General features: G+C 72.6%; 28 protein-coding genes. 12 read left to right on the plus strand and 16 right to left on the minus strand.

What is annotated here, in order from left to right; genetic code table 11:
• Positions 1-166: 166 nt before the first annotated feature.
• A complete protein-coding gene (locus ACF08W_RS25680; protein WP_392280678.1) occupies positions 167-1,009 on the minus strand; it encodes a hypothetical protein in 843 nt (280 codons plus the stop codon).
• A gap of 161 nt (positions 1,010-1,170) precedes the next feature.
• Here ACF08W_RS25680 and ACF08W_RS25685 point away from each other — a divergent pair, with 161 nt between their 5' ends.
• Together ACF08W_RS25685 and ACF08W_RS25690 are read left to right on the plus strand one after the other, a co-directional pair.
• The gene (locus ACF08W_RS25685; RefSeq protein ID WP_385217609.1) at positions 1,171-2,046 is read left to right on the plus strand and encodes a DUF4097 domain-containing protein; all 876 of its coding nucleotides are present in this window, start codon (positions 1,171-1,173) and stop codon (positions 2,044-2,046) included.
• Between the two features lies 1 nt (position 2,047).
• Positions 2,048-3,043 (plus strand): helix-turn-helix transcriptional regulator, encoded by a 996-nt coding sequence (locus ACF08W_RS25690; protein WP_392280679.1) that lies wholly within the window; start codon positions 2,048-2,050, stop codon positions 3,041-3,043.
• Positions 3,044-3,135: 92 nt separating this feature from the next.
• Here the strand turns inward: ACF08W_RS25690 and ACF08W_RS25695 are convergent, their stop codons facing one another.
• The 3 genes from ACF08W_RS25695 to ACF08W_RS25705 form a co-directional block, all read right to left on the minus strand.
• Positions 3,136-4,590 carry a cellulase family glycosylhydrolase gene (locus tag ACF08W_RS25695; protein WP_392280680.1) on the minus strand — a complete coding sequence of 485 codons (1,455 nt, stop codon included), beginning with the start codon at positions 4,588-4,590 and terminating at the stop codon, positions 3,136-3,138.
• Positions 4,591-4,622: 32 nt separating this feature from the next.
• Positions 4,623-5,588: a zinc-binding dehydrogenase gene (locus ACF08W_RS25700; RefSeq protein WP_352277089.1), complete on the minus strand. Its 966-nt coding sequence runs from the start codon at positions 5,586-5,588 to the stop codon at positions 4,623-4,625.
• Between the two features lie 134 nt (positions 5,589-5,722).
• Entirely contained in the window at positions 5,723-6,937 is a 1,215-nt protein-coding gene (locus ACF08W_RS25705; RefSeq protein WP_366293187.1) for an NADP-dependent malic enzyme, read from the minus strand.
• Positions 6,938-7,473: 536 nt separating this feature from the next.
• Here ACF08W_RS25705 and ACF08W_RS25710 point away from each other — a divergent pair.
• The 3 genes from ACF08W_RS25710 to ACF08W_RS25720 are packed head-to-tail and all read left to right on the plus strand — an operon-like array spanning position 7,474 to position 10,159.
• Positions 7,474-8,421, plus strand: coding sequence for an ABC transporter substrate-binding protein (locus ACF08W_RS25710; protein ID WP_392280681.1), 948 nt, complete (start codon positions 7,474-7,476; stop codon positions 8,419-8,421).
• A gap of 29 nt (positions 8,422-8,450) precedes the next feature.
• Positions 8,451-9,401, plus strand: coding sequence for an amino acid ABC transporter permease (locus tag ACF08W_RS25715; protein ID WP_392280682.1), 951 nt, complete (start codon positions 8,451-8,453; stop codon positions 9,399-9,401).
• A complete protein-coding gene (locus tag ACF08W_RS25720) occupies positions 9,398-10,159 on the plus strand; it encodes an amino acid ABC transporter ATP-binding protein (RefSeq protein ID WP_352278454.1) in 762 nt (253 codons plus the stop codon). Before ACF08W_RS25715 ends, ACF08W_RS25720 begins: the two co-directional genes overlap by 4 nt.
• A 75-nt stretch (positions 10,160-10,234) precedes the next feature.
• Here the strand turns inward: ACF08W_RS25720 and ACF08W_RS25725 are convergent, their stop codons facing one another.
• The 3 genes from ACF08W_RS25725 to ACF08W_RS25735 form a co-directional block, all read right to left on the minus strand.
• Positions 10,235-10,999 (minus strand): hypothetical protein, encoded by a 765-nt coding sequence (locus ACF08W_RS25725; RefSeq protein WP_385217592.1) that lies wholly within the window; start codon positions 10,997-10,999, stop codon positions 10,235-10,237.
• Positions 10,996-11,484: a SigE family RNA polymerase sigma factor gene (locus tag ACF08W_RS25730; RefSeq protein WP_352278450.1), complete on the minus strand. Its 489-nt coding sequence runs from the start codon at positions 11,482-11,484 to the stop codon at positions 10,996-10,998. The genes ACF08W_RS25725 and ACF08W_RS25730 overlap by 4 nt, the downstream gene beginning before the upstream one ends.
• Positions 11,485-11,633: 149 nt before the next feature.
• The gene (locus ACF08W_RS25735) at positions 11,634-12,407 is read right to left on the minus strand and encodes a class I SAM-dependent methyltransferase (RefSeq protein ID WP_352278448.1); all 774 of its coding nucleotides are present in this window, start codon (positions 12,405-12,407) and stop codon (positions 11,634-11,636) included.
• Between the two features lie 76 nt (positions 12,408-12,483).
• Here ACF08W_RS25735 and ACF08W_RS25740 point away from each other — a divergent pair, with 76 nt between their 5' ends.
• Positions 12,484-13,113, plus strand: coding sequence for a CGNR zinc finger domain-containing protein (locus ACF08W_RS25740; RefSeq protein ID WP_352278446.1), 630 nt, complete (start codon positions 12,484-12,486; stop codon positions 13,111-13,113).
• Here the strand turns inward: ACF08W_RS25740 and sodX are convergent.
• Positions 13,017-13,466, minus strand: a complete 450-nt coding sequence (sodX, locus tag ACF08W_RS25745) for a nickel-type superoxide dismutase maturation protease (RefSeq protein ID WP_392280683.1) — start codon at positions 13,464-13,466, stop codon at positions 13,017-13,019. The two genes, ACF08W_RS25740 and sodX, sit on opposite strands and share 97 nt — an antisense overlap.
• Positions 13,467-13,674: 208 nt before the next feature.
• Here sodX and sodN point away from each other — a divergent pair, with 208 nt between their 5' ends.
• Positions 13,675-14,070, plus strand: a complete 396-nt coding sequence (gene sodN, locus ACF08W_RS25750; protein WP_352278442.1) for a superoxide dismutase, Ni — start codon at positions 13,675-13,677, stop codon at positions 14,068-14,070.
• 83 nt (positions 14,071-14,153) lie between these two features.
• Here the strand turns inward: sodN and ACF08W_RS25755 are convergent, their stop codons facing one another.
• Positions 14,154-14,687 (minus strand): AAA family ATPase, encoded by a 534-nt coding sequence (locus ACF08W_RS25755; protein ID WP_392280684.1) that lies wholly within the window; start codon positions 14,685-14,687, stop codon positions 14,154-14,156.
• A 455-nt stretch (positions 14,688-15,142) separates the two neighbouring features.
• Here ACF08W_RS25755 and abc-f point away from each other — a divergent pair, with 455 nt between their 5' ends.
• Positions 15,143-16,834, plus strand: a complete 1,692-nt coding sequence (abc-f, locus tag ACF08W_RS25760) for a ribosomal protection-like ABC-F family protein (protein ID WP_392280685.1) — start codon at positions 15,143-15,145, stop codon at positions 16,832-16,834.
• 332 nt (positions 16,835-17,166) lie between these two features.
• Here the strand turns inward: abc-f and ACF08W_RS25765 are convergent, their stop codons facing one another.
• Both ACF08W_RS25765 and ACF08W_RS25770 read right to left on the minus strand, forming a co-directional pair.
• Positions 17,167-17,661 carry a DUF3237 domain-containing protein gene (locus tag ACF08W_RS25765; RefSeq protein ID WP_392280686.1) on the minus strand — a complete coding sequence of 165 codons (495 nt, stop codon included), beginning with the start codon at positions 17,659-17,661 and terminating at the stop codon, positions 17,167-17,169.
• Positions 17,658-18,122, minus strand: coding sequence for an ester cyclase (locus ACF08W_RS25770; protein WP_392280687.1), 465 nt, complete (start codon positions 18,120-18,122; stop codon positions 17,658-17,660). The genes ACF08W_RS25765 and ACF08W_RS25770 overlap by 4 nt, the downstream gene beginning before the upstream one ends.
• Positions 18,123-18,200: 78 nt before the next feature.
• On the opposite strand from ACF08W_RS25770, the gene ACF08W_RS25775 reads away from it, so the two are divergent.
• The 3 genes from ACF08W_RS25775 to ACF08W_RS25785 all read left to right on the plus strand — a co-directional run bounded on the left by ACF08W_RS25775 (position 18,201) and on the right by ACF08W_RS25785 (position 19,920).
• On the plus strand, positions 18,201-18,842 hold the full coding sequence (locus ACF08W_RS25775) for a TetR/AcrR family transcriptional regulator (protein ID WP_392280688.1): 642 nt from the start codon (positions 18,201-18,203) through the stop codon (positions 18,840-18,842).
• A gap of 119 nt (positions 18,843-18,961) precedes the next feature.
• Positions 18,962-19,219, plus strand: coding sequence for a hypothetical protein (locus ACF08W_RS25780; protein WP_352278437.1), 258 nt, complete (start codon positions 18,962-18,964; stop codon positions 19,217-19,219).
• 218 nt (positions 19,220-19,437) lie between these two features.
• On the plus strand, positions 19,438-19,920 hold the full coding sequence (locus ACF08W_RS25785) for a VOC family protein (RefSeq protein ID WP_392280689.1): 483 nt from the start codon (positions 19,438-19,440) through the stop codon (positions 19,918-19,920).
• A 61-nt stretch (positions 19,921-19,981) separates the two neighbouring features.
• On the opposite strand, the gene ACF08W_RS25790 is transcribed toward ACF08W_RS25785, so the two are convergent.
• Positions 19,982-21,487, minus strand: coding sequence for an MFS transporter (locus ACF08W_RS25790; RefSeq protein WP_392280690.1), 1,506 nt, complete (start codon positions 21,485-21,487; stop codon positions 19,982-19,984).
• A 103-nt stretch (positions 21,488-21,590) separates the two neighbouring features.
• Here ACF08W_RS25790 and ACF08W_RS25795 point away from each other — a divergent pair, with 103 nt between their 5' ends.
• Positions 21,591-22,217 carry a TetR/AcrR family transcriptional regulator gene (locus tag ACF08W_RS25795; protein ID WP_385217557.1) on the plus strand — a complete coding sequence of 209 codons (627 nt, stop codon included), beginning with the start codon at positions 21,591-21,593 and terminating at the stop codon, positions 22,215-22,217.
• A 77-nt stretch (positions 22,218-22,294) separates the two neighbouring features.
• Here the strand turns inward: ACF08W_RS25795 and ACF08W_RS25800 are convergent, their stop codons facing one another.
• The 4 genes from ACF08W_RS25800 to ACF08W_RS25815 all read right to left on the minus strand — a co-directional run bounded on the left by ACF08W_RS25800 (position 22,295) and on the right by ACF08W_RS25815 (position 25,757).
• Positions 22,295-23,248 carry an NAD(P)H-binding protein gene (locus ACF08W_RS25800; protein ID WP_392280691.1) on the minus strand — a complete coding sequence of 318 codons (954 nt, stop codon included), beginning with the start codon at positions 23,246-23,248 and terminating at the stop codon, positions 22,295-22,297.
• On the minus strand, positions 23,245-23,628 hold the full coding sequence (locus ACF08W_RS25805; protein WP_392280692.1) for a DUF952 domain-containing protein: 384 nt from the start codon (positions 23,626-23,628) through the stop codon (positions 23,245-23,247). Before ACF08W_RS25805 ends, ACF08W_RS25800 begins: the two co-directional genes overlap by 4 nt.
• A 75-nt stretch (positions 23,629-23,703) precedes the next feature.
• On the minus strand, positions 23,704-24,711 hold the full coding sequence (locus tag ACF08W_RS25810) for an NAD-dependent epimerase/dehydratase family protein (RefSeq protein WP_392280693.1): 1,008 nt from the start codon (positions 24,709-24,711) through the stop codon (positions 23,704-23,706).
• A 92-nt stretch (positions 24,712-24,803) separates the two neighbouring features.
• Positions 24,804-25,757 carry a LysR family transcriptional regulator gene (locus ACF08W_RS25815; protein ID WP_385217543.1) on the minus strand — a complete coding sequence of 318 codons (954 nt, stop codon included), beginning with the start codon at positions 25,755-25,757 and terminating at the stop codon, positions 24,804-24,806.
• Between the last annotated feature and the right edge of the window lie 213 nt (positions 25,758-25,970).

The raw sequence follows: 25,970 nt of genomic DNA on the forward strand, positions 1-25,970 counted from the left end.
GTGAGTTCCTAGACAGTTCCCACCCCACCGGAGGTCTTCGCCATGTTCAAGACCAGACCAGTGTCAACAACGCTCGTGATCAATACACCTAGGGCCTTTCGTTTGGATCATGCCGGGCTCGCGTGGTCCGGCCTGATCCAAACGAAAGGCCCTGGCCCCGCTCCCCTCAAGGCGTTCCGGCGTCCTCCTCGGCGTCCCTGATCCGGTCGTAGGCGAGACCGAGCGCGCCGTGCGCCACCAGCAGGGTGCCCGCGAGCGCCCAGCCGCCGCCGCGCCGGATCCCCAGGAGGACCAGCGGCAGCCCGGCGGCGATCTGGGCGGCGGCCAGCGCGCGGGCCCGGGGGCCGCGCATCCAGGGTCCGAGGCGCCCGCGCTCGACCGCGTCCAGTTCGGCCCGTACCGCGCGCCGCCAGCCGGTCCAGACGAGCGCCTCCGCGTCGGGCCGTTCGTCGGCCGCCGCGTACAGCCGCTCGCCGGGGGTGTCCGGATCGAGGCCGGGCGGCAGGACCAGCCCGATCCTGGTCAGCACGGCGACCAGTCCGCGCAGCCGGATGCGGGCGTCGGCGTCCGCGTCCGGCCGGGTCAGCTCTTCGAGCGCCTGGACGTCCAGTACGGGATCGAGGCCGAGGCGCTCCGCGAAGGTGCGCATGGCCTCATCCTCGCCGGCCGGGGTGCCGTCGGCGAGCCAGACGTAGCCGACCGGGCGGCGGAACCCCGTCGCGAGGATGTATCCGGCCCGGTCGCCGTCCCACCACAGGGCGAGCACGGGCCAGGTCGAGCCGACCGCGAGCGCGGTCGCCCAGCCGGCCACCACCCGGTCGACCGGCTCCACATCCGCCTCTTCCGTACCGTCGCCCTGCCAGGGCTTCCCCTCGGGCACCAGGACGGACCAGCCGTCCCCGGCGGGGGCGAGCAGCATCCGCTCGCGCAGCAGATGGGCCACCGGGCGCACGGACTCCGGTTCGGCCCGGCACAGCAGCAGCGCCCCGGCGGGGGATGTCGCGTTCATGGCTCACACGCTAGGGCACCTCGCCCCGGTTCGACACTATTTGCCGCACCCTCATCGCTCTGCGGACGGGACGGGCCTTGACTTCCGCATGCCGCGATATATCGTGTTCAACAAGAGACGCGATATGTTGCGTCATTCCGTGTTCCTGGGAGGTCAGATCCATGCCTGTGTCGACCTGGGCCGTCCCCGAGCCCCAGAAACTGGCCTTCGACGCCCCGGTGACCTCGCTCGACGTACGTCTCGTCGGCGGCACCGTCAACGTGGTGGGCACCGACGAGCCGACCGCCCGGCTGGAGGTCACCTCGATCGAGGGGCCGCCGCTGATCGTGACCCAGGAGGGCGGGGCGCTCACGGTCGCCTACGAGGACCTGCCGTGGCAGGACTTCCTCAAGTGGTTCGACCGCCGGGCCCGGCAGCGCAGCGCGGTCGTCTCGCTCGCCGTGCCGGCCGACTCGGCGGTGAAGGTCGGGGTGGTCGGCGCGAGCGCCGTCGTCTCCGGCGTCCACGGCCGGACCGAGGTCCGGGGCGTCACCGGCGACACCACGCTCGTCGGGCTCGGCGGCCCGGTCCTGGCCGACACGGTCTCCGGCAGCGTCGAGGCCCAGTCGGTCGCGGGCGAGCTGCGCTTCCACTCGGTCTCCGGCGATCTGACGGTGGTCGAGGGCACCGGGGCGGCCGTGAAGGCGGAATCGGTCAGCGGCAACATGGTCCTCGACCTGGACCCGACCGGGCGGCCCACGGACATCCGGCTCACCACGGTCTCCGGCGAGATCGCCATCCGGCTGCCGCACCCGGCGGACGCCACGGTGGAGGCCAACACCGCGAGCGGCTCCGTCTCCAACGGCTTCGAGGACCTGCGGGTCGGCGGCCAGTGGGGCGCGAAGAAGATCACCGGCACGCTCGGCGCCGGGACCGGGAAGCTGCGCGCGACGACCGTCTCCGGCTCGATCGCCCTCCTCCGGCGCCCCTCGGCCGAGGACGGCGCACCGGCCGAGGACGGCCCGTACGATGCCGAGCCGACCGGAAAGGTGCTCTGACATGCCCCCCGTTTTCGCCCACGGCCGCCTCCGCCTCTATCTGCTGAAGCTGCTCGACGAGGCCCCCCGCCACGGCTACGAGGTGATCCGGCTCCTGGAGGAGCGCTTCCAGGGGCTGTACGCCCCCTCGGCCGGGACGGTCTATCCGCGCCTGGCGAAGCTGGAGGCCGAGGGGCTCGTCACCCACGCCACCGAGGGCGGTCGCAAGGTCTACTCGATCACCGACGCGGGCCGCGAGGAGCTGGCCGGCCGCACCGCCGAGCTGGCCGACCTGGAGCTGGAGATCCGCGAGTCGGTCTCCGAGCTGGCCGCCGAGATACGGGACGACGTGCGCGGTGCCGCGGGCAAGCTGCGCAGCGAGATGCGGGCGGCGGCGGACGAGACCCGGCACACCTCCGCCCGCAAGGGCCCCCGGGAGAACCCCTTCGGCGACCTCGGGGACCTCACCGACACCGAGGCGTGGCGCGCGGCGAAGGAGGAGCTGCGCAAGGCCAAGCAGGAGTGGAAGGAGCAGGCCCGCCGGGCGAAGGACGAGTCCCGCCGGGCCCGCGAGGAGGCCCAGCAGGCCCGCCGCCAGGCCAAGGAGGCCCAGGACCGGGCGCGCGAGCAGATGCAGAACGCCGTCCGCCAGGTGCAGGACCACTTCGCGCGCGGTGACTGGCCGGCGGGCGTACGGGACGGGCTGGCCGAGATCACCGGCCAGCTGGGCGGCCTGGCCCGCACCGGCAACTGGTCCCCGTACGTGAAGCAGGACCCCGCCGGGGCCGACCCCGACTGGGGCCGGGACACCCCCCGCACCGGCGACCCGGCCCGCGACCTGGACCGGCTGCTGGACCGCTTCCGCGACGACATCCGCGACACGGCCCGGGACCGGGGGGTCACCGAGGAGCAGTTCGCCGCAGCCCGGGGCCACCTCGCGACGGCGGCGGCCCGCATCGACGCGCTGCTGCGCGGTGACGGCGGGGCCACCGACGGGAAGGCGGCCGACCACGGCTGACGCCCCGCCCCGACCACGGCTGACGCCCCGCCCCCGGCCGCCGCTCCCGGCCGGGGGCGGCGGCTCTCCGGCCGCTGACCGGGCCGTCTCCGTCACCGCGACGCGGGCCCCGTCCCGGTCACCGTCACCGTGACCCGCGTCCCGGGGCGGGCCCGGACGCTCACCTCTCCCCCGTTCCGGCGGACCTCGGCGCGGCCCTGGACCGCCACCCGCCACCGCCCCGCGGTCGGCGGCAGCGAGATCTCCGTGGCCCCGCCCCGGCCCGCGGTGTAGGCGAGCCGGTAGACGCGCGCCGTGTCGTCGTACGTGTCGGAGCGGACGGTTCCGGCGACGGCGGGGGCGTACGGGGTGGCGGTCCGCTCCTTGTTCGCGGCGAAGTCCCCGTTCCCGTCCAGGGCGCAGTAGCCGCCGCCGTAGCACCACACGTAGCCCGCCCAGCCGGAGCTGTAGCGGCTCAGCGAGGCCATCGCGTCCCGGTAGAAGCGGCCCATCATCGGCAGCCGGTTGTTCAGCGGACCCCACTCCCCGACGACGACCGGCATCCGCCGCTCACGGGGGTACGCGGTGACGGCGGCCTCGTACGTCTCGATCCAGCCGGCCGCCGGGTCGTAGTCGGCGCCCGCCTCCATCGCGGTGTTGTAGAAGTGCGGGGCGTAGACGGTGCGGCGGTCGCGGATCGCGCCGAGGCCGGTGGGGACGCTCTCGCCGACGATCGGGGTGGGCTCCACGAAGAGCCAGTTGCTCCGGTCCACCGTGCGGACGGCGCGGGCCAGCCGGTTGTACATCGGGGTGAGCTGCCGGGCCTCGATGCGGCGGGCGGCGGCCGGCAGGTCCTCGCCCTCGCGCACCTCCCCCATCGGCTCGTTGATCAGGTCGTAGCCGAGGACGGCGGGGTGGCGGCCGAAGCGCTCGGCGAGGAGCCGCCACATGGCGGCCTGGGCCCGCTGGAGGTCGGCGTCCTCGTAGAGGTGGGTGAAGGCGCGCTGCACGGCCGGTTCGAAGTACTCCCCGAACCAGTCGTCGGGGTGCGGGGTGAAGGGCAGCCCGTCGGTACGGGTCGCCCAGGCGGGGATGCCGCGATGGCCGAAGGCCGGGCCGAACACGTCCTGGTGGGCGTCGATCAGCACCTGGATGTCGTACGTGTGCGCCCAGTCCAGGATCCGGCCGATCCGGCGCAGGTACTCGGCGCTGTAGTGGCCCCGGCGCGGTTCCAGGTCGTCCCAGAAGATCAGCAGCCGGGCGAAGTTGAAGCCCTTGGCCCGCAGGTCGCGGAAGTGCTTCTCGGTGATGGCGGTGAGGGCCCGGTCACCGCTGTTCGCCTTGTCCTCGACGTTCCAGCCGCGCAGGGTGAGCGTCCGGCCCCGGTCGTCGGTGAGCGGGGGGATCCCGGCCCGGTCGGACGGGGCCGGCCGGGCGGGGTGCGTGGCTGGTACGGGTCGTGCCTGGTGTGCTTCGGCGGCGGGGGCGAGGGCCCCCGCCGCGAGCACGAAGGTCGTCATGATCGAGGTGGCGGCGGTGGCCGCCCGTATCCGCGTCCGCTTCAGCATGGCGCAGATCAGAGCAGCTCACCGGTCACACCTCAAGAGCAGGTGAGCACAATCTTGCCGAAGTGGTCGCCCGCGGCCAGCCGTTCGAAGCCCTCGCGGGCCCGGTCCAGCGGCAGCACCTCGTCGATGACCGGGCGGACCCCGGTGGTCGCGCAGAACGCCAGCAGGTCCTCCAGCTCGTCCTTGCTTCCCATGGTCGAGCCGACGACCTTCAGCTCCAGGAAGAAGATCCGGGTCAGCTCGGCGTGCGAGGGCCGGTCGCCGCTGGTCGCGCCGGAGATGACCAGGGTGCCGCCGGGGCGCAGCGACTTCACGGAGTGGGACCAGGTGGCGGCGCCGACCGTCTCGATGACCGCGTCGACCCGCTGCGGCAGCCGTGCGCCCGGCTCGAAGGCTTCGAGGGCGCCCAGCTCGACGGCGCGCTTCCGCTTGGCCTCGTCGCGGCTGGTGGCGTAGATCCGCAGTCCGGCGGCCCGGCCGAGCACGATCGCGGCGGTGGCGACGCCGCCGCCCGCGCCCTGGACGAGCACCGAGTCGCCGGGGCGCACCCCGGCGTTGGTGAAGAGCATCCGGTACGCGGTGAGCCAGGCGGTCGGCAGGCAGGCGGCCTGCTCGAAGCTGAGCTCCTTCGGCTTGGGCAGCACGTTCCAGGTGGGGACGGTGACCTGTTCGGCGAAGGTGCCCTGGTAGCGCTCGGTGAGGATGGAGCGGGGCTCGTCCGGGCCGACCCCGTGGCCGCTCTGGCCGATGACGGAGTGCAGGACGACCTCGTTGCCGTCCTGGTCGACTCCGGCGGCGTCGCAGCCGAGGATCATCGGCAGCTTGTCCTCGGCGAGGCCGACGCCGCGCAGGGACCAGAGGTCGTGGTGGTTGAGGGAGGCGGCCCGGACGGTGACGGTGGTCCAGCCGGGGCGTGCCTCGGGGGCCGGGCGTTCGCCCAGTTCGAGGCCGTCGAGGGGGCGGTCGCGGTCGATGCGGGAGGCGTAGGCGGCGAACATGACCCGACGATAGGCCGGGGCGCGGCGGGGCGTAACCGGCCGCGGGTGTGACGCGCGCCGCGCGGGGTGGATCTCCCGCGCGGCGCGGGTGAGGGGGCCGGGCCCAGCGGCCCCTGCCCCCTCACCCGCCCGGCTCAGCGCCGGGCCACGCCCTCGGCCCGCGCGGCCGCCGCCACCGCGGCCGTCACGGCGGGGGCCACCCGCTCGTCGAACGGCGAGGGGATCACGTAGTCCGCCGCGAGCTCGTCGCCGACGACGTCGGCCAGCGCGTTCGCCGCGGCGATCTTCATGCCCTCGGTGATCCGGGAGGCCCGGACCTGGAGGGCGCCGGCGAAGATGCCGGGGAAGGCCAGCACGTTGTTGATCTGGTTGGGATAGTCGGACCGCCCGGTCGCCACGACGGACGCGTACTTGTGCGCGATGTCGGGGTGGACCTCGGGGTTCGGGTTGGCCATGGCGAAGACGAACGCGCCGGGCGCCATCGAGGCGACGGCCGCCTCGGGGACCGTGCCGCCGGAGACGCCGATGAAGACGTCCGCACCGGCCAGGGCGGCCTCCAGCGGACCGGAGATCCCGGCCCGGTTGGTCAGCTCGGCCAGCTCGCGCTTGACCTCGGTGAGGTCCTCGCGGTCCCGGCTCACGACCCCCTTGCGGTCGGCCACGGCCACGTCGCCGAGCCCGGCCTCCAGCAGGAACTTGGCGATGGCCACCCCGGCGGCGCCCGCGCCGGAGATGACGGCGCGCAGATCGCCGAGGCTGCGGCCGGACAGCTTCGCGGCGTTGCGCAGGGCCGCGAGCGTCACGACGGCGGTGCCGTGCTGGTCGTCGTGGAAGACCGGGATGTCGAGCCGCTCCTGGAGCTTGCGCTCGATCTCGAAGCAGCGCGGGGCCGAGATGTCCTCCAGGTTCACGCCGCCGAAGGAGGGCGCGAGCCGGACGACGGTCTCGACGATTTCGTCCGCGTCGGTGGTCGCGAGCGCGATCGGCACCGCGTCGACCCCGCCGAACTGCTTGAAGAGGATCGCCTTGCCCTCCATCACGGGGAGGGACGCCTCGGGCCCGATGTCTCCGAGGCCGAGCACCGCGGTGCCGTCCGTCACGACCGCGACGACCTGGGACTTCCAGGTGTAGTCGTGGACCAGTTCGGGGTTGTCCGCGATGGCGCTGCACACCTTGGCGACGCCAGGCGTGTACGCGAGGGACAGGTCGTCCTTGTCGCGGATCGGGACGGTGGCCTGCACGGCCATCTTCCCGCCGCGGTGCAGCGCGAAGGCCGGATCGAACGGCTCGTCGGTGCTGCTGTTGTCGGTATTGCTGTCGCTGCGAGGATTGACGATCTCCGCTGCCATGGTGTTGACCCCTTAAGTCTTCATCTTTTTGAGGGTGGCCACTCCTGGTTGAGGAGGGGTGGGCGGGCACCGCGTACGTTCCCTGCGTCGGCGGTTGGCCCGCACCGGCAGGGGGAACTACATACGCGCGGGCGCGCCGCACAACGCGCCCCGAGCCCCTGATGAGGGGTGTAAAGGTCTTTCTTACCGGACAGAGCCCGTCATCGACGAGTCCGGGGCGGCTCGGTGACGTGACTCATACTCGAATATCTGGACATGTCAGCTGGACGGCGAAAGTGTCCACCTGTCAAGACGCGCCACAGATCCTGCGGCCGGGAATCCGTTTCCCCGAAGAACGTCCGGCCCCGCACACCGGCCCAGTACCGGCCTTCTGGGCTACTGGAACGGCCCGTTATCCGATTTTGACATGTTCAGCGGCAAGTTTGAGCCAGTCCGAATGGCAAGATGCCCTAACCAATCAGGGGGGCGACATCGACAGTCACGTGTCCATACCGCCTGGCACCACACCACCCTCACCTGCCGGAGGAATCCCGATCATGACCGCACGCACCACCTGTCGACCGACCGCGAAGCACCGGATCGCAGCGGTCGGCGCCATCGCGGTCGCCGGCACCATGCTGCTGACCGCTTGTGGCGACCAGACGAAGAACGGCTCGCGCCCCGCTTCGAACGACCAGGCCCCGCTGGCCCATCTGCTGCCCGCGGCGATCAAGGACAAGGGAACGCTCCGGGTCGGCTCGGACATCGCCTACCCGCCGGTCGAGTTCAAGGACAAGTCCGGCAACACGGTCGGCATCGACCCCGACATCGCCGCCGCCATCGGCAAGCAGCTCGGCCTGACCCTCGAATTCCAGAACGGCACGTTCGACACGCTGATCACCGGCCTGCGCTCCAAGCGCTACGACCTGGCCATGTCGTCCATGACCGACACCAAGGACCGTCAGCAGGGCATCGACCCGGAGACGAAGAAGAAGGTCGGCGAGGGTGTCGACTTCGTCGACTACTTCAACGCCGGTGTCTCGATCTACACGCGCAAGGGCGACGACCAGGGGATCGCGTCCTGGGCCGACCTCTGCGGCAAGAAGATCGCCGTCCAGCGCAACACCGTCTCGCACGACCTCGCCAAGGCCGAGTCGAAGAAGTGCCCGGCCGGCAGGTCGATCACGATCGAGACCTTCGACAACGACCTGGAGGCCCAGACCCGGCTGCGCAGCGGTGGCGTCGACGCCGGCTCCTCCGACTTCCCGGTGGCCGCGTACGCGGTGAAGACCTCGGGCGACGGCAAGGACTTCCAGATGGTCGGCGAGCAGGTCGACGCGGCCCCGTACGGCATCGCCGTCGCCAAGGGCAACGACCAGCTGACCCAGGCCATCCGGGCGGCCCTGGACGCGATCATCAAGAACGGCGAGTACGGCAAGATCCTCGCCAAGTGGAAGGTGGAGGACGGGGCCGTCACCGAGGCCAAGATCAATGGCGGGTCCTGACAGGGCATCGGCGCAGAAAGGTTCTTCCTGTGACTGACTTCGAGAAGAAGAGGACCGGCCCGGCCGACCCGCCGCCCGCCGCCCCGTCGTCCGGCCCCCAGGCGATCCGGGCCATCCCGGTCCGGCACTACGGCCGGTACGTCTCGGCGGTCGTCGCCATCGGCGTCCTCGTGGCGATCGTCTACGCCTTCAGCCAGGGCAAGATCAACTGGGGCGCGGTCCCCGACTACTTCTTCGACGACCGCATCCTGAAGGGCGTCGGCCAGACCCTGCTGCTGACCGCCCTGTCCATGGTCATCGGTGTCGTCGGCGGCATCCTGCTGGCCGTGATGCGGCTGTCGAAGAACCCGGTGACCTCGTCGATCGCCTGGTTCTACATCTGGTTCTTCCGCGGCACCCCGGTCCTGGTCCAGCTCTTCGTCTGGTTCAACCTCGGCCTGGTCTTCGAGTACATCGACCTGATGCCGATCTACAAGGACTACTGGTCGAGCTTCATGACGCCGCTGCTGACGGCGCTGCTCGGCCTGGGTCTGAACGAGGCCGCGTACATGGCCGAGATCTGCCGGGCGGGGCTGCTCTCCGTCGACGAGGGGCAGACGGAGGCCGCGCACGCGCTGGGCATGAGCCACGGCAAGACGCTCCGCCGCGTCGTGGTCCCGCAGGCCATGCGGGTGATCGTGCCGCCCACCGGCAACGAAGTGATCAACATGCTCAAGACGACGTCGCTGGTGGCGGCCGTCCAGTTCTACGAGCTGTTCAAGTACGCCCAGGACATCGGGCAGGCGTCCGGGGCCCCGGTCGAGATGTACTTCCTGGCCGCTGCCTGGTACCTGATCATGACCTCGGTGCTCAGCGTCGGCCAGTACTACCTGGAGCGGTACTACGCGCGCGGTTCCAGCCGCAGCCTGCCGCCCACCCCGTTCCAGAAGGTCAGGGCCAATCTGCTGTCCCTGGGCCGCCCGAAGGGAGGCATGGCATGAACGCCATGGTGAAGGCCGAGGGCGTCCACAAGTCCTTCGGCGCCGCGCACATCCTCAAGGGCATCGACCTGGAGGTCGCGCCGCGTGAGGTCTTCTGCCTGATCGGCCCGTCCGGCTCCGGCAAGTCGACGTTCCTGCGGTGCATCAACCACCTGGAGAAGATCAACGCCGGCCGGCTGTACGTCGACGGCGAACTGGTCGGCTACCGGCAGAAGGGCGACAAGCTCTACGAGCTGAAGGACAGCGAGGTCGCGCTGAAGCGCCAGGACATCGGCATGGTGTTCCAGCGCTTCAACCTCTTCCCGCACATGACGGCGATCGAGAACGTCATGGAGGCCCCGGTCCAGGTCAGGCGCGAGTCCAAGGCGGTGGCCCGGGCCCGCGCCGAGCGGCTGCTGGACCGGGTCGGCCTCGGCGACAAGGCGAAGAACTACCCCTCGCAGCTCTCCGGCGGCCAGCAGCAGCGGGTGGCGATCGCCCGCGCCCTGGCCATGGAGCCGAAGCTGATGCTCTTCGACGAGCCGACCTCGGCGCTCGACCCGGAGCTGGTGGGCGATGTCCTCGACGTCATGCGCGGACTCGCGGAGGACGGCATGACCATGATCGTCGTCACCCATGAGATGGGCTTCGCCCGCGAGGTCGGCGACGCGCTGGTCTTCATGGACGACGGCGTGGTCGTCGAGTCGGGCCACCCGCGCGACGTGCTGACCAACCCGCAGCACGACCGGACGAAGTCGTTCCTGTCCAAGGTGCTGTGACGCCCGGGCCATGAGGCCATGAGGGAATGAGGTGAGGGGGAGGGCCGCGCGGCCCTCCCCCTCTCCCTTCCCCGCCTACTTCTTCGGCAGCAGGGCCGGGTCGAGCAGCAGGGACCGCAACTGGTCCCGGGTGAGCGGCGGGTTCTTCAGGAGCGGCCCCTGCGCCCGCTTCCCCTCGAAGCCGGTGCTGCCGCGCACGGCCAGCACCCCGCCGTCCTTCATGACCAGCCGGCCGCTCAGCTCGGGTCCCCAGGGCAGTGCGACGTCCTCCATCGCGTCGGTCCAGGTGGTCAGCACACTGCCGTCCGGCCGCTTCTCGTTCACGCAGTCCGTCGCACCGGGGACCCCGTGGGAGGGCTTGCAGATGTCCTGCGCCCGGCCGCCGTTGCCGGTGTCCATGTAACCGATGGTGAGGTAGCCGACGCCGCCGTCCCTGCGTACGGAGTAGCTGCCGTCCAACGGTCCCTGGAGGTGCGGCATCTCCCGCTCGGAGGTGTCGCCGTCGATGATCACGGCCATCGAGACCTCGTCGACCACCCCGACGCCCGGGGGCAGCACCTTCGCCAGTTCCTTCTCCCGGCCGCCGTTGCCCACCAGCTCGACCGGGGCCGCCACCGTGGCCTCGGGCTTCACGGCCGGGCCGCCGCCGCTCCCGGCCGGGGACAGCCCCGGCAGGACGACCGCACCGGCCGCGACAGCGGCGACCGCCGCGGTCGTGACGCCGGCCCGGCGGCGCAGCCGCGCCCGGGCGGCCCCGGCGTACACCGCCCGTACCGAGGTCGTCGGCTCCCCCGCGCCGTCCGCGGCCCGCCCCAGCAGCTCGTGCACGTCGTTGCTCATACCAATTCCTCCGCCATCTCGGCGCGCAGTGCCGCCAACCCCCGAGCCGTGTGGCTCTTGACCGTGTTCTCCCGCATCCCGAGCAGCTCGGCCGTGGCCTCGACGCTCAGGTCCTCCCAGTAGCGCAGGACCAGGACGGCCCGCTGCTTGTCGGTGAGACGGGCGAGCGCCGCCCGCACCGCCAGACCGGTGTCCGTGTCGGCCGTCCGGTCGGGGCGGTCGGGCAGTTCCCCGTAGGACTGCTCGCGCCGCCAGAACCGGCGGCGGGATGCGATGAAGGTGTTGATCAGCGTCTTGCGCGCGTACGCCTCGATGTTGTCGAGCCGTCCGTACCGCCGCCCTCCGAGCACCACCTTGACCAGCGTCGCCTGGACCAGGTCATCGGCTTCGTGCCGGTCGCCGCAGAGCAGGTACGCGCTGCGGAACAGCGCGGTACGTCTGCCTTCGACGAAGGCGTGCAGCGCGGCATCGTCATCGATCCGCATCGTCGGCGCCCCTCTCCCGGGTCCGCGGGTGCGGACCGTCTCATCCCTTCCAGTGCGGTGGGGGCCGCGGCGGGTTGCAGCGCACACGGGAGAGGGGGAGGGCGACGTACCGCCCTCCCCCTCTCCCGGTCCTGACGAACCGTCGTCCCTCACTTCACGGCGAGCACCAGGGTGTCCGAGGGCGAGGCCCAGACGGCCCGCGCCTCACCGAACCCGGCCGCACGCAAGGTGTCGATGTGCCAGGCCGCCGGGGGCATGTCGCCGTCCGCGTGTTCACCGTAGATCCGGAACCGCTCGGCGGTCGGTCCGGCCAGCGCCGGGTCCTTGGCGGCCAGCGCCCACCAGTCCGCCCAGTCGACCGCGCCCGCCTCCTTGGCCCGGTCCATGACGGCGTGCCGGTGGGCGCGCTCGGCCGCGTTGATCCGGGGCGTGGTGGTGTCGATCATGTGGTCCGCGTTCATGAACACGCCGCCGTCCCTGACCAGCCCGCCGATGTGCCCGTAGAGCGCGGCGAGCGGTTCGGTGTGCAGCCAGTGCAGGGCGGTCGCGGTGAGGACGGCGTCGTACGAGTCGTACGGCAGCTTCGCGGCCCACGCGGGGTCCTTGAGGTCGGCGGTGACGAACTCGACGCGCCCGTCCCCCTCGAAGGAGCCGCGCGCGATGGTGAGCAGCGCGGGGTCGAGGTCGACTCCGGTACTGGTGGCTTCCGGGAACCGCCGGAGCAGCCGGTCCGTAATACTTCCCGTACCGCACGCGAGGTCCAGCACCCTCGGCCGCGGCCCCACGACGGCCTCGACCATGTCCAGCATCACCCGGAAGCGCTCCTCACGGTCGGGCATGTACCACTCCTGCTGGCGGTCCCAGCTCTCCTGCCAGGCCCGCCAGTCCGTACCCGTCGACGTCTCTGCCACCGGAACCTCCATGTAATACCCTGAATCTTGAACAGCCCATTACATCTTTCGACGCATCGACCATAGACCGACGCCGTAAGGACTACAAGTGGAACTGGCCTATTACTCGGACTACGCCGTACGTCTGGTCAACACCGAGGAGCCGGCCCGTAACAAGGACTGCCTCACCTCCGTGGAGGCGGTCCGCGAGCTGTTCGGCCCCAACCAGCAGGCCGCCCGGCGCGCCACCGACGCGGACGTGACCCGCTTCAGGTCGGTACGGGCCCGGCTGCGCGCGGTCTTCGAGGCGGCCGACGGGGGTGACGAGACGCTCGCCGTCGACCTGCTCAACTCGCTGATGCTGGAGTTCCCGGTCAGCCCGCAGATCTCCGGCCACGAGACCCGGGACGCGGACGGCAAGCCGGACTGGCACATGCACCTGGCCGACCACCCGTCGAACGCGACGGCCGGGTACGCCGCCATCGCGGCGATGGGCCTGGCCTTCCACCTCACGTCGTACGGGGTCGACCGGCTCGGCCTGTGCGAGGCGTCGCCGTGCCGCAACGCCTACCTCGACACCTCGACCAACCGGTCCCGCCGCTACTGCTCGGACCGGTGCGCGACCCGCGCCAACGTGGCCGCCTACCGGGCCCGCAAGCGCCTGGAGACGGAGCGGGCCGCCGACACCGGCCGCAGCGCGGAGACCGCCCAGCTCACCACGGACCGCAGCGAACGCTGACCCTTCGCCGGCGGCCGGTACCGCAGCCGGGCCGTGGCCAGTACGAGCTCCTCGGGGACGGCACCGTAGTCCGTGCTGTCACCGCCCGCGAAGCTGTTGTCGGCCAGCACCCACCAGCCGCCCCGGCGCCGTTCGGCGGCCCTCTTCACCACCAGCAGGTCCTGCTGGAACGGATGGCGCAGGATCACCACGTCACCGGGGCGGACCCGGGCCCCGTACTGCACCAGCAGCCAGTCCCCGTGATGGAGCGTCGGCACCATCGACGGCCCGGTCACCTCCACCACCTGGAACGGCCCCCGCGCCACCGGTCCCCGCCCGGACCGCTCCCGCGTCGACTCAGGCGTTTCCGGCATCTCCGGCACCTCCCGCATCTCCGGTACCTCCCGGCCCGTCCCGCACACATTCCGTACCCGTCCCGACAACAGCGTCCCGCATCACCGGGCCACTGGCCTCATCCTCGCCCCGGACTTTTGGCCTAAGCCCATGGGGGCACCCGGGAAAACCCGCCTCTCACCGAGTAATGTCCCACCTGAGAAGACGATCACGAGGAAGGACAGCTCAATGCTTTCCCGCCTGTTTGCCCCCAAGGTGAAGGTCAGCGCCCACTGCGACCTGCCCTGCGGCGTGTACGACCCGGCCCAGGCCCGCATCGAGGCGGAGTCCGTCAAGGCCGTCCAGGAGAAGTACCAGGCCAACGAGGACCCGCACTTCCGGGCCCGCGCGGTGGTCATCAAGGAGCAGCGCGCCGAGCTCGCCAAGCACCACGTCTCGGTGCTGTGGAGCGACTACTTCAAGCCGCCGCACTTCGAGAAGTACCCGGAGCTGCACCAGCTGGTCAACGACACCCTCAAGGCCCTCTCGGCCGCGAAGGCCTCCACGGACCCGGCGACGGGCCAGAAGGCTCTTGACCTGATCGCCCAGATCGACAAGATCTTCTGGGAGACGAAGAAGGCCTGACCTTCTCGCCGCTCGGCAAGGAAGGGAGGCCCGGCCGCTTCGCGCGGCCGGGCCTCCCTTCTTCGCTTCCGCCCGCCCCGCCGTCAAGCCCCTTCGGCGCGCCGGTGCTGCGCCAGCGCCGCCAGAAGCGCGCCGAGGTCACCTCGATGGACGATGACCTCCTCGTCCTCCCCGGGCGGTTCGAAACGGCCGAAGAAGTCGTCGAGCGCTTCGGGCGTGACCACGAGAGCGTTGGCATCCCCGCGTCCGTTGCGCCCGGCCAGCCGCCGCACCAGCTCGTCGCGGCCGGCAGGCAGGTGCACGACCAGCGGCAGACCACCCGCGTCACGGGCCGCCCGCCGCCACGCGTCCCGCTCGCGACGGCGCCACAGGCCGTGGTCCAGGACCACGTCGTTCCCCGCCGCGATCTCCTCGCCGAACCTCCGCCGGACCACCTCGACGACGGGCCGCTCGCGCGCGAAGTAGGTGTCCTCGGGATAGTCCACGCCGTAACGGCCGTGCAGGCGGTGGACCTCCTCGTCGACGGAGAGACGCGCGAACCCCCGGCCGGCCAGGACCCGGGCGAGGGCGGTCTTCCCGGAACCGGGCAGACCGACCAGGAGAACAGCGAGGGGCACGGGGCAGTCCTTACGTTCGGATCCGTCCGTGGGCATCGGCACCGTCCCAGCGTGCCCGACGAAGTGACCGACCACGCGCCCCGGCATCGCGCACGGGGCGCTCCCTCCCCGGTCGACCGGGCCGTGCCGGAGGGGATCCCCCATCGCGGCACGGCGGGAAGCCTCGCTGTCGCCGGGGCCGTCCGCCCAATTCCACGGGCCGCGCCGTCCGCCCGTTTCCACGTGCCGGGTCGGCGGCTCGGAGCACGCACGGTCGAGTGCGGGGAATCGTCCGGGGCCGAGCGCACCTCCTCGCCGCGGTCGTCGATTCCGTACCCCCGTAAATCCCATGGAGCAGGACGATGCGTCTTGTTACGGTGGCGGCATGGCTTTCCTTTTCTTCGTCTGAGTCCGGGCACGGCCCTTGCCGCCGTTTCTGCTGCCCGTAGACCCTTCGCATGCCCAGGGAAAGCCTTATGCGCGACCGCGCTCATACCGTCATGCCCACCGCCGCCCCCACCGTGGCGCAGCTGTCCGTCAGGTCCGTCACCAAGTCGTACGGCACCCGGACCGTCCTCGACCAGGTCTCCTTCACCGTACGGCCGGGCGAGAAGGCCGCCGTGATCGGTGAGAACGGCTCCGGCAAGTCCACCTTGCTGCGGCTGCTCGCCGCGGTCGAGGAGCCGGACGCCGGGGAGGTCACCGTCCGCTTTCCCGGCGGGACCGGTCACCTCGCCCAGACCCTCGGCCTCGACGCGGGCCGCACCGTGCAGGACGCCGTCGACCTCGCCCTGGCCGAACTGCGCGACATGGAACGGAGGATCCGTGTCGCGGAGGAAGCCCTCGCCGACGCGTCGGACGCGGAACTCGCTGCGTACGGGGATCTGTTGACCGCCTACCAGGAACGCGGTGGATACGAGGCGGACGCCCGCGTCGATGCCGCCATGCACGGGCTCGGGCTGGCCCGGATCGGCCGGGAGCGGCTGCTCGGCTCGTTGTCCGGCGGTGAACAGTCGCGGCTCGCGCTCGCCTGCTGCCTGGCCGCCGCCCCGGAACTGCTGCTTCTGGACGAACCGACGAACCACCTCGACGCGGCGGCCGTGGGCTGGTTGGAGGAACACCTGCGCGCCCACCGCGGCACCGTCGTCGCGGTCACCCACGACCGCGGGTTCCTGGAGCGCATCGCGACCACGATCCTGGAGGTCGACCGGGACGAGCGCACCGTGCGCCGGTACGGGGACGGCTGGGCCGGTTACCGTGCCGCGAAGGCCGCCGCCCGGCACGGAGCGGAGCAGCGGTACGCGGACTGGGTCGAGGAGGTGGCCCGGACGGAGGAGCTGCTGGAGGCCACCGGCCGGCGGCTGGCCGTCACCGGACGCGACCCGAAGCAGGGTTTCGGCAAGCACCGCCGCTCCAGCGAGGCGAAGCTCGGCGGGCGGGTCCGCTCGGCGCGGGAGCGTCTGGAGCGGCTGCGGCGCGACCCGGTGGCGAAGCCGCCGGAACCGCTCCGGTTCACGACGCTGCCGCCGACCGCGGACCCCGGCCCGGTCCAGGAGGTACTCGCCAAACTCGACGGCGTACGGGTCGGGGAACGGCTGAGCCTCGACGGGCTCCTGACGATCGGGCCGGGAGGCCGCCTCCTCGTCACGGGCGGGAACGGGGCGGGCAAGACGACGCTGCTCCGCGTCCTGGCGGGCGAGCTGCGACCGGACGCGGGCACGGTGCGCCGCCCCGCCCGCGTCGGCCATCTCGCCCAGGAACTGCCCGCCCGCGCGACACGGCTGCCGCTGCTCGCCGCGTTCGCCGCCGGGCGCCCCGGGCAGCCGGACGAGCACGCCGAACAGCTGCTGTCCCTGGGCCTGTTCCGCGAACAGGATCTGCACGTCCCGGTCGCCGCCCTGTCCGTGGGCCAGCAGCGGCGGTTGCAGATCGCGACCCTGGTGACCCGGCCCGCCGATCTCCTCGTGCTCGACGAACCGACCAACCACATCGCACTCGACTTGGTCGAGGACCTTCAGGCGGCGCTCGCGGCCTACCCGGGGGCGGTGGTCGCGGTCTCGCACGACCGGGACTTCCGGGCGTCCTTCGCGGCCGAGCGGCTCGAGCTGCACGCCGGCCACGGGCGCTGCCCCGGTCAGGTCCGGCCCCGGAGGGTGTCCGGCGCATGATCCCGCGACGCCGCAGGCCGGTGTCCGACGCCCCTGGTCCCGGTGCGACCGCCGTCCGCCCGGCCGCCGGCACACCCGGTGATCGCGCCCAGCCCGCTCGTGCCGCGCGAACCCCTCCCGCGCGGCGGGTTCTCGATCCCGTTCTGGCCGTTCGTCGAGGAGGTCCGGGAACCCGACTACGTCGCGAACGCGGAGAGCACCGCCCACCCGCGGGCGGACGCCCCCCCTTCGCCGTTGGCACGAACAGCCGACAGCGACCGACCGCGCCCGTCCTGATCCCCACTCCCCCGGACACCTGGAGTTCACTCCGTCCGCAGTCCGGTGGGGGCCGTTCACAGCACCTGGGACACCTTGTAGGCGATACCTCCCTCGACGAGGTACCCCGACCCGACGCAGACGGTTCCGTTGAGCCATGCGTAGGGCTCGGCACCGGTCTCGAAGAGCGGGGTGGTCCGGAAGTAGTACGCGCCGGGGTCGGTCCGGTGCCGCCGGACCGGGTCGGCCACGGCGTCGCGCGCCGCGGGCGGGGTGACCCAGCGGCCGCCGTAGGTCATGTGCAGAAGAGCGCCGTCGTGGGTGCGCAGCGTCAGGCGTACGTCGAGACGCATCGTCCCGTCGGGGCCGAACAGCGCCCAGTCTCCCCCGCCTGGAAGTACGTCGCCGCGCAGCCCCGGGCCATGGAACGTGCCGCCCGCCGCGCCGAAGAGGACACGTCGGCCGACCGGGCCGGTACCGAAGGAGCGCCGCGGTTCCAGGTCGACGACCATGTCGAACAGGTGGCTCGTCCGGATGTCGCCGACGTCCCTCACCCGCGGATCCGCCGTCATGCGGCACCGCCTCCCCCGAGCGCGGGGAACAGGGTGCGCCGGACCGCGTCCGTCGAGACGCCCGATCCGGCGCACAGCGTCGAGAGGTCGAAGAAGAACCGCTCGCCCGCGATGAGGCCGTCCGCGAAGGCGAACCGGATGAACACCGGCACCTCGGCCCGCTCCCCGTTGGGCCGGACGCCGAACCGGTCGCCCGTCATCGTCATCCGGGCCGTGCCCCAGCACACCAGGGTGTCCGGACCGCTCGCACGCCCGTGCAGCTCGACCTCGTAGTCGGGGAAGGCGGCGAAGAACCCGCGTAAAGCCCGCTCGTTCTCGTCCAGACCCCGGGCCGTCGTACCGAAGGCCGGCGCCTCCAGCACGATGTCGGGATGCAGGAGTTCCAGCGCGGCAGGAACGTCCTGGCGCCCCTTGGCCGCCGCGAGGGCCTGCGCCAGCTCGAACATGTCGTGGTCATCCATGACCGCCCCTCCTCACAGATCCCATTGAACGTACGACCGGTCGTATTGTTTTCGCAAGCGCATGGAAGGATGGAGCGGATGAACGAGCATGGGGACACCACCGCCGCGACCGTGACCGTGACCGTGACCGACCAGCGCCTCATCCGGGGCGCCCGGACCCGGCGCAGGATCGCCCGGCACGGAGTCGACGTGGCCTCGCTGGAGGGACTCGACGGACTCAGCATCGGCCGTCTGGCCGCCGATCTGGAGCTGAGCAAGAGCGGCGTCCAGACGCTGTTCGGGACCAAGGAGAACGTGCAACTCGCCGTCGCGGGGGTGGCCCGTGAAGAGTTCACCGCGGCGGTCATCCGCCCGGCACACTCCGCACCTCCGGGTGCCGCCCGGCTGCGCGCCCTGACGGAGCGCTGGGTCGACTACGCGCAGGCTCCGCTGTTCGCCGGGGGCTGCTTCTGGGCGGCCTGCCTCCCGGCCTTCGACAGTCGGCCGGGCAAGGTCCGCGACACCCTGGCACTCCATCGCCGTGAATGGCTCGCGCTGCTCGCCGCCGAGCTGCGCCGCGCCGTCGATGCCGGGGAGATCGTCGAACCGGACGTCGATCTCACTGCGTTCCAGATCGACGCCGTGCTCCTGGCCACCAACACCGCGCTGCGGCTGGGGGAGTCCGACGCCGCCGCCCGGGCCCGCCGCGCGGTCGACCGCCTTCTCGGACCGCGCGGCTGACCGGCCCGGACCCGTTTCCACCTTCCGCACCGACTGCGCCCCACAGTGACCAACATCGTTTATTTTAAGATCACTTGGTACCGCATACCGTGCGATCCCTCTTCGTCAGGAGACTGAACATGTCTGTCCCGGAAGGCGCCTACGCCGTCGAGTACTCGTTCACGGCCTACGACACCGGCGTCGAGATAGGAGCCGTCATCAAGTTCCCGCTCAGCTCGTCCCCCTCCCAGCAGCCGCACGAGGACGCCGCGGCGCGGGCCGCGGCCGAGGCGTACCGGGCCACCATCGCCGCCGCCTATCCGGCCGTCCCGGTGCACGCGAGCCGCGTCTACCAGTGCCGCCGCCCGGGCGACGCCTGGCCCACGACCTCCGCCTGACCGCCGCGCCCGGAGGCGACCGGATCGGAACGGAGCGGCAACTCCATGGCGCGGCGCAGCGATTCGCGCTCGTTTCGCCCGACACGGCCGTGTCGTCGAGATGTTTGCGCGCTTCCGGGGGACCATATGGAGTCGGCCGATTCCGGTCCCCCGTCACTTCGCTCCTCCTGGTATACGCGAGCAATGAAACGGGGCTGCGTACACGAGGGGAGACAGCAATGGCGACCGAGGGTTTCACCACATGTCTGTGGTTCGACGGGCAGGCCGAGGAGGCCGCGGAGTACTACGTGTCCGTCTTCCGGAACTCCCGCGTCGGCAGGGTCGCCCGCTACAGCGAGGCCGGGCCGGGGCCCGCCGGCTCGGTGATGACGGTGGAGTTCGAGATCAACGGCCAGCGGTTCGTCGGGGTGAACGGCGGACCGGCGTTCACCTTCGACGAGGCCATCTCGTTCCAGATCGGCTGTGCGGACCAGGCCGAGGTGGACCACTACTGGGCCCTCCTCACCGACGGCGGCGAGGAAGGCCCCTGCGGCTGGCTGAAGGACCGGTACGGGGTCTCCTGGCAGGTCGTGCCCGACGGGCTGATCGAGCTGGTGAGCGACCCGGACGGGGAGAAGGCCGCCCGGGTCACCCGGGCGATGATGACGATGAAGAAGCTCGACATCGCCGCGCTGCGGCAGGCGCACGGCGCCGGCCGGTAGAGCGCTTCCTGACGACCGGGCCGCCGGGACACCCCCGACGGCCCGCCCCGCCCGCGTCCCGTCACGGGCGGGACGTGCCGCCCGGGCGGCGCGGCGCGAGGAAGGCCCCCGCGAGGAGTGCCCCGGCGAGCACCAGCGCCGCGTTGACCAGGATCGCGACCGCGACCCCGGACAGGACGGCCTCGGGCCCGCTGCCGCCGAGGGCGGAGATCCGGGCGGTGGCGATCGCGCTCATGACCGGGATGCCCATCGTGATGCCGACCTGCTGGGTCATGGTGGCTAGCCCGGTGGCCAGGCCCTGTTCCTCGTCGGGGAGCCCCGAGGTCGCGGTGACCATGAAGCCGACGATCATCAGCATGTTGCCGATGCCGCCGACGAACGTGGCCACCAGCAAGAGCGCGATCCAGCCACCCGTGCTGCCCAGCGCGACCAGGGAGAGGGTCGCCACGGCCTGGACGATCCCGCCGCCGACGATGGTGGCCCGGCTCCCGAACCGGCCGACGGCCCGCCCGCCGAACGCCCCGCCGAGCACCGTGCCGACGCCGAGGACACCGAAGGCGAGCCCGGTCGCGAGCGGCGAGTAGCCGAGGACCTCCTGGAGGTAGAGGGTGAGCAGGAAGACCAGCGAGGTCTCGGTGACGAACGCGATCAGCCCCGCCGTGTTGCCCCAGACAACGCTGTGCCGCCGCAGGACGCGTACGGGGACGAGCGGCGCCGCGGCCCTCGCCTCGACGAACCGGAAGGTGACGAGGAGCGCGGCCCCGGCGAGCAGGGCCGCCAGGGTGACGGGACCGGTCCAGCCGGACTCGCCGGCCCGGGTCAGACCGTAGACGAGCAGCAGCAGTCCGCCGGTGACGGTCACCGCGCCGGGGACGTCGAGCCGGGGCCGCCGGGCGGGCCGGGCGTCGGTGACGACGGACGGGGCGAGGGCGACGACCAGGGCGGCGACCGGCACGTTGACGAAGAAGGCCCAGCGCCAGGAGAGCAGGTCGGTGAGCAGTCCGCCGAGGACGGCCCCGGCGGTGAAGCCCGCCGACATCAGCGCCCCGTTGAGGCCCAGGGCGCGTTCGCGCAGCGGCCCCTCCTTGAAGGCGGTGGTCAGCAGTGCCAGCCCGGCGGGCGTGACGGCCGCCGTGGCGAGCCCCTGGAGCACCCGGGCCACGAGCAGCACACCGGGCGAGGTGGCGAGCCCGCCGAGAACGGACGAGAGACCGAGGACGGTCATGCCGACGAGGAACATCCGCTTCCGGCCGACCAGATCGGCGATCCGGCCGAACAGCAGGGTGAACCCGGCGGCGGCGAGCGCGAAGGCGGTGGCGATCCACTGGAGTCGGGAGAGGGGGAAACCGAGCCCCTGGCCGACGGCCGGCAGCGCGACGTTCAGGATCGAGAAGTCCACGGCGATCATGAACTGCGCGCCGAGGAGAAGTGTGAGGACGAGCTTCTGCCGCCCGGTCATCCGGACGGCGGGAGCGGCGGGGACGCACTCCCCGGCAGGGACACGGTCCCCGGAGGGGGCGGGGGTGGGGTCGGTCGCGGCCGACGGGGCGGGGCTGGGCGCGGACATGGCGGGCCTTCCTCAGCGAAGAATTTCTAACGGGACTGTGGTTCCGTTAAGATGGGCGTCACCGTAGCAGAGGAAGAGGCACTAATGGAACTGGAGACCCGTTATGGTTTCTGAGGGTGTGGCCCCCGAGGCGGTGGAACCCGGCAGCGTGCGTCCCGGGGGCCGTACCGCCCGGGTGCGTGAAGCGGTGCTGCGGGCGGCGGGCGACGCCCTGGCCGAGCACGGCTTCGGCCGGCTGGACCTAGCCGACGTCGCGCGCCGGGCGGGCGTGGGCAAGACCACCGTCTACCGGCGCTGGTCCACCCCGACCGGGCTGATGGCGGACCTGCTGGACGACATGGCCGAGCAGTCCTCGCCACGCGCGGCCACGGGTTCGCTCACCGAGGACCTCCGGGCCAACGCCCGGCTGGTGGTGGACACCCTCACCGACGCGCGGCAGGGCGCTCTCTTCCGGGCCGTGATCGCCGCGGCCCTCTGCGACCCGCACACGGCGAAGGCGCTGCACCGCTTCTACGCGATCCGGGTCGAGGAGTGGTCCGGCTGCGTCACCGAGGCCGTCGAACGCGGCGAGCTGCCCGCCGGCACGGACCCCGGCGAGGTGGTCCGCGCCGTGTCGGCGCCGCTCTACTACCGGCTGCTGACCAGCGGGGACACGCTTGACACGGCGGCGGCGGACCAAGCTGCCGGGGCCGCCGAGGCCGCGGCGCGGTCGGGGGCGTACGTCGTATGAACAGCCGCGCCCGCCCACGGGAAGCGGGCGGGCGCGGGGCGGACCCGGGGGCGGGGCGTGCTCAGGACGGGGCGGGCTCAGGACCGGGGCGGCCCGTCCGGTGCCAGCAGGTGCCGGTAGCTGTCCGGGTGCTGCCGCAGGAAGGCGGCCAGGCCCGTCGCCGGGCGGCCGGTGAGCTGCGGCACGGCGTCCGAGACCGTGGCCATTTCACCGGCGGCGATGGCCTCGTACGAGGTGACCCAGCCGGCCACCTCCCAGTCCTCGGCCCCGTAGTGCGCCCGTGAGGCGTACGCCTCCTCGCGGGTCTCCGGTACGTAGGTGACGGCCCGGCCGGTGACCCGGCTCAGCTCCTCCGCCGCCTCGGCGAGGGTGAACGCCTCGGGGCCGGTGAGGTCGTAGCTCCGTCCGTCGTGCCGGGTGACGGGGCCCTCGGCGCCCGGTCCGGTACCGGCCAGCAGGACGGTGGTGGCGGCGTCGGCGATGTCGTCGTGCGCCACCGCCGCCACCCGTCCGTCGCCCGCCGGTCCGCGCAGCACCCCGTCGGCGCCGGTCATGGCCGGGATGCCCGCGAGGTACAGGCTGTCGCGGAGGAAGGTGTGGCGGACGTCGGCGGCCCGGATGTGCGCCTCGGTGTGCCAGTGGTCCCGGGCGAAGGTGAACGTGGCGTCCGGCGCCGCGCCCAGGAAGGAGACGTACACGATGCGTTCGACGCCGACGGCCACCGCCGCGTCCACCGCCGTCGTGTGCTCCCGTACCCGGTGCGGGCTCTCGTGCGCCGAGACCAGGAACAGGGTGTGCGCCCCGGCCAGGGCACGCCGCATGGCCTCCCCGTCGCCGTACGGGGCGGGCGGGGCGGCCACCGCTCCGGGCAGTTCGGGCAGCCGGGACGGATCGCGGCCGAGCAGCCGTACCGGCACCCCGGCCCGGACCAGCCGCCGGGCGACCCGGCCGCCGACGGCACCGCCCGCGCCGGTGACGGCGACGATCGGGGCGTCCGGGACCGGCGTGCTCGTGGCGGACGTGTCGCTCATGCGGGACCGCCCTCCTTCCCGGGCGCGTTCCCGGGCGCGTTCCCGGGCCAGGGGCGCACCTCGACGACCGCGTCCACCGGGACGGGACCGTAGATGTGCGGGAACTCCTCGCCGCCGGGCGCGGCGGGCTCGTACCGGACGGGCACCGTGAGCCGGTCGGGGTCGATGACGAGGACGACGAGTTCCTGGTCGTGGGCGCCGGCCCCGCTCCCGGCGCCGTAGAGCAGTTCGGCGACACCGTCGAGCTGGTGCGGCAGCGAGCAGTGGATGAAGCCCTCTTCGTGCAGGGTGCGGCCGCGGGTGGACATCTCGAACGTCCCGATCCCGCGGGCCGCCTCCCACAGCGGGCCTTCGGTGAGGTGCAGCAGCAGTTCGGCCATGGGCCAAAACTACGGGCTGTGCCGTGTTCCCCGGTGGATCAGCGCGCGGCCGGGTCCGGGCGCCGCGCGCCGGTGTCAGGCGCTCCCGAGGAGCCGGGCCTCCACCTCCGGGTCCAGCCCGACGGCCGGCCGGTCCGGCCGCTGCGGGGCCCGTCCGCCCAGCTTCTCCAGCCATGTCCAGGTGTCGGCGACCGTCTCCTCGACCGGGCGGCAGCGCAGTCCGGCCGCGTGCGCCCGCTCGACGTCGCCGCGGTGGAGCGTGTCGTACAGCTCGCCCGGCGGCAGCCAGACCGGCAGGTCGCTCCACGGCTCCACGCCCGCCGCGAGGATCGCCTCCTCGGGGACCCAGCGCAGCTCGGCGCCGGAGCCGGTGACCCGCACGCAGGCCTCCAGCAGCCGCCCCATGGTGGTGTGGCCCGGGCGGCTGACCAGGTTGTACGGGCCGTGCAGCCCGGCGCGGGCCGCGTCCAGCAGCCAGCCGGCGAGGTCGCGGGCGTCGATGTACTGGAGATCCAGATCCGGTCCGCCGGGGGCCAGTACGGGCCCGCCCCGGGCGATCCGCCCCAGCCACCAGGGCAGTCGGCCGATGTTCTCCCCGGGGCCGAGGATCAGCCCGGCGCGGGCGAGCAGCGCCCGGTCGCCGAAGGCGTCGAGCGCCGCCAGCTCACCGCCGCGCTTGGCCTGCGCGTACGGGACGTCCCCGCCCGCGTCCGGCGAGGCGCCGGTGACCAGCGGACCGTCCTCGGGCAGCCCGGCCGGCGCCGGGTACGCGTACACGGAGCGGCTGGACACGTACATGTACCGCCCGGCCCGGCCGGCGAGCAGCCGGGCGGCGTCCCGGACGGCCGAGGGGGCGCCGCTCCAGGTGTCGACGACCAGGTCCCAGCCGGGCCCGTCTGCGGCGCCCCGGGCCAGCGCGGCGAGGCCGTCCGGCGCGGTGCGGTCGCCGAGCAGCTCCGCCACGCCCGGCGGGGCGGCATGGCGGCCCCGGTGGAACACCGTGACGTCCCAGCCGCGCGCCGACGCCTCCTCGGTCACCGCGCGCCCCACGAACTCCGTACCGCCCAGGATCAGTAGCCTCATGATCCGACTCTGCCCGGCCGGAGCCGTTCCGGTAACCGGTCCTCGCTCCTGGCGGAATCGGCACGCCCACGGCGAAACCGGGAACCTTCCGGTCACGGGGTGCGGGCGAGCGGGCTGCGGTTGCGCAGCAGCCACTGGTGGTACCCGGCGGCGCGCGAGGCGGCCTCCCGGTAGGCCGCCTCCAGCTCCGCGTAGACCGGGTCCATGTCGGCGCCCGGCCGGGAGAACAGCAGCAGCCGTACGGCGAGGGGGTCGTCGCGCAGCGGGCGGATCGCCATGTCGTCGCGCGGCCCGGAGGTCGGCTGGCAGGGGGCGACCGCCTCGCCGAGCACGATGAGCGAGGCGGCGGTGAGGTAGTCCCCGTGCAGGACGGTCGGGGCGAGACCGGCCGCGTCGAAGACCCGCCGCAGCCCGTCCCACTCGCCGTCCACCGTGGGGTCGACCATCCACCGGTCGGCGGCCAGGTCGACGAGGTCGACCACCGGGCGGGCGGCGGCGGGGTGGTCCCTGGCCATGGAGATGAACTGCGGTTCGCGGTCCAGGAGTACGCGCTGTTCCAGACCGTCCGGTACCGCCAGCGGGCACCCCTCGACCTCGTGCACGAAGGCGACGTCCAGCGCGCCGGTCGCGACGTCGCGGAGCAGGGCGCGGGCCGACACGTCGACCCGCAGCGAGATGTCGGTGCCGGGCAGCCGGAGCCGGAGCCGGCGCAGCCAGCCGCCGATGACCCGGCTCGCGGTGCAGCCGATGCGCAGCCGGGGGCCGGTGGCGCGGACCGCGTCGGCCTCCGCCCTGGCGTCGCTGACCAGGGCGGTCATGCCGTCGACCAGGGGGCGGGCGCGGCTGAGGACGGCGCGGCCGAGCTGGGTCGGGCGGCAGCCGGTCCGTTCGCGCCAGAACAGCTCGGCGCCCAGGGCGTTCTCGATCCGGCGCAGCTGAGTGGTCAGAGAGGGCTGGCTGACGCCCAGGCGGCGGGCGGCTCGGTGCAGGCTGCCCGCGTCCGCGATGGCGCACAGCGCCCTGAGGTGCCTCACCTCAAGCTCCATACGAGCGAGCGTAGGGCGGCGGGAGACGGTCGCACCAGACTCCCCAATCACCTCAAAGCCCTTTAATTCACCGGGAGTTGACGGAAGCTTCGGCGACCGTACGGGGACCGGTGATAGTGCGGCGCTATCGCCGGTTGACATCATCCGCCGCGGCTTCCGCTCCCCGACACTCACTGCGTACCGCACCCGTCCGGTTCCGATCATCGGACGGGT

This window comes from Streptomyces sp. NPDC015144 (assembly GCF_043079735.1).
GTDB lineage: Bacteria > Actinomycetota > Actinomycetes > Streptomycetales > Streptomycetaceae > Streptomyces.

Coding starts and splice junctions, on each gene's coding strand:
- ACF08W_RS25790 (WP_392280690.1), bottom strand. CDS start 21,487: ATGTCCGCGCCCAGCCCCGCCCCGTCGGCCGCGACCGACCCCACCCCC.
- ACF08W_RS25810 (WP_392280693.1), bottom strand. CDS start 24,711: ATGAGGCTACTGATCCTGGGCGGTACGGAGTTCGTGGGGCGCGCGGTG.
- sodX (WP_392280683.1), bottom strand. CDS start 13,466: ATGCCGGAAACGCCTGAGTCGACGCGGGAGCGGTCCGGGCGGGGACCG.
- ACF08W_RS25795 (WP_385217557.1), top strand. CDS start 21,591: ATGGTTTCTGAGGGTGTGGCCCCCGAGGCGGTGGAACCCGGCAGCGTG.
- ACF08W_RS25800 (WP_392280691.1), bottom strand. CDS start 23,248: ATGAGCGACACGTCCGCCACGAGCACGCCGGTCCCGGACGCCCCGATC.
- ACF08W_RS25720 (WP_352278454.1), top strand. CDS start 9,398: ATGAACGCCATGGTGAAGGCCGAGGGCGTCCACAAGTCCTTCGGCGCC.
- ACF08W_RS25695 (WP_392280680.1), bottom strand. CDS start 4,590: ATGCTGAAGCGGACGCGGATACGGGCGGCCACCGCCGCCACCTCGATC.
- ACF08W_RS25725 (WP_385217592.1), bottom strand. CDS start 10,999: ATGAGCAACGACGTGCACGAGCTGCTGGGGCGGGCCGCGGACGGCGCG.
- ACF08W_RS25765 (WP_392280686.1), bottom strand. CDS start 17,661: ATGACGGCGGATCCGCGGGTGAGGGACGTCGGCGACATCCGGACGAGC.
- ACF08W_RS25805 (WP_392280692.1), bottom strand. CDS start 23,628: ATGGCCGAACTGCTGCTGCACCTCACCGAAGGCCCGCTGTGGGAGGCG.
- abc-f (WP_392280685.1), top strand. CDS start 15,143: ATGCGCGACCGCGCTCATACCGTCATGCCCACCGCCGCCCCCACCGTG.
- ACF08W_RS25775 (WP_392280688.1), top strand. CDS start 18,201: ATGAACGAGCATGGGGACACCACCGCCGCGACCGTGACCGTGACCGTG.
- ACF08W_RS25780 (WP_352278437.1), top strand. CDS start 18,962: ATGTCTGTCCCGGAAGGCGCCTACGCCGTCGAGTACTCGTTCACGGCC.
- ACF08W_RS25710 (WP_392280681.1), top strand. CDS start 7,474: ATGACCGCACGCACCACCTGTCGACCGACCGCGAAGCACCGGATCGCA.
- ACF08W_RS25770 (WP_392280687.1), bottom strand. CDS start 18,122: ATGGATGACCACGACATGTTCGAGCTGGCGCAGGCCCTCGCGGCGGCC.
- ACF08W_RS25700 (WP_352277089.1), bottom strand. CDS start 5,588: ATGTTCGCCGCCTACGCCTCCCGCATCGACCGCGACCGCCCCCTCGAC.
- ACF08W_RS25730 (WP_352278450.1), bottom strand. CDS start 11,484: ATGCGGATCGATGACGATGCCGCGCTGCACGCCTTCGTCGAAGGCAGA.
- ACF08W_RS25735 (WP_352278448.1), bottom strand. CDS start 12,407: ATGGAGGTTCCGGTGGCAGAGACGTCGACGGGTACGGACTGGCGGGCC.
- ACF08W_RS25685 (WP_385217609.1), top strand. CDS start 1,171: ATGCCTGTGTCGACCTGGGCCGTCCCCGAGCCCCAGAAACTGGCCTTC.
- sodN (WP_352278442.1), top strand. CDS start 13,675: ATGCTTTCCCGCCTGTTTGCCCCCAAGGTGAAGGTCAGCGCCCACTGC.
- ACF08W_RS25705 (WP_366293187.1), bottom strand. CDS start 6,937: ATGGCAGCGGAGATCGTCAATCCTCGCAGCGACAGCAATACCGACAAC.
- ACF08W_RS25785 (WP_392280689.1), top strand. CDS start 19,438: ATGGCGACCGAGGGTTTCACCACATGTCTGTGGTTCGACGGGCAGGCC.
- ACF08W_RS25690 (WP_392280679.1), top strand. CDS start 2,048: ATGCCCCCCGTTTTCGCCCACGGCCGCCTCCGCCTCTATCTGCTGAAG.
- ACF08W_RS25680 (WP_392280678.1), bottom strand. CDS start 1,009: ATGAACGCGACATCCCCCGCCGGGGCGCTGCTGCTGTGCCGGGCCGAA.
- ACF08W_RS25815 (WP_385217543.1), bottom strand. CDS start 25,757: ATGGAGCTTGAGGTGAGGCACCTCAGGGCGCTGTGCGCCATCGCGGAC.